Below are 413 nucleotides of genomic sequence, written 5' to 3' on the forward strand. Positions count from 1 at the left end.
TTTTACTTTCTTCCTCGCCTGCCTGCAGGCTACATTATTGATGATGACTTATATCAAAAAATATTTCTCATCGCAAGTGCAGCTTTATATCCAAAATTTACACTGTTAAAACAAAACTCCGCGTATTTCGTTCCTATGGACACAGATGATATTCACACGCAACGTGCATTGTTTTTTCCATGGCAACAAGGGATTTCTGAACGCTTAGTGATTACAGATTTAGATCAATTCACTTCTAAACTAACACATCAACAAATCCCGATCATGAAACAATTAACTTTAAATTATCAAAACATTACATCCATAGCGATCGCAGGTAATTCAGGCAGTGGTAAGTCATATATGCTGACGTACTTATTAAGTGTACTAAAACCCATATCTGAACTCATTATTGTTGACCCTAAGTTTGATAC

Annotated in this window: 1 pseudogene; it reads left to right on the plus strand. The window is 35.4% G+C overall.

From position 1 onward, the window contains the following. Window positions 1-413, plus strand: a pseudogene (locus HMPREF2663_RS02325) (cell division protein FtsK); the annotation flags it as partial.

It is taken from the genome of Staphylococcus sp. HMSC077D08, from assembly GCF_001837945.1.
Taxonomy (GTDB): Bacteria; Bacillota; Bacilli; order Staphylococcales; family Staphylococcaceae; genus Staphylococcus; species Staphylococcus epidermidis.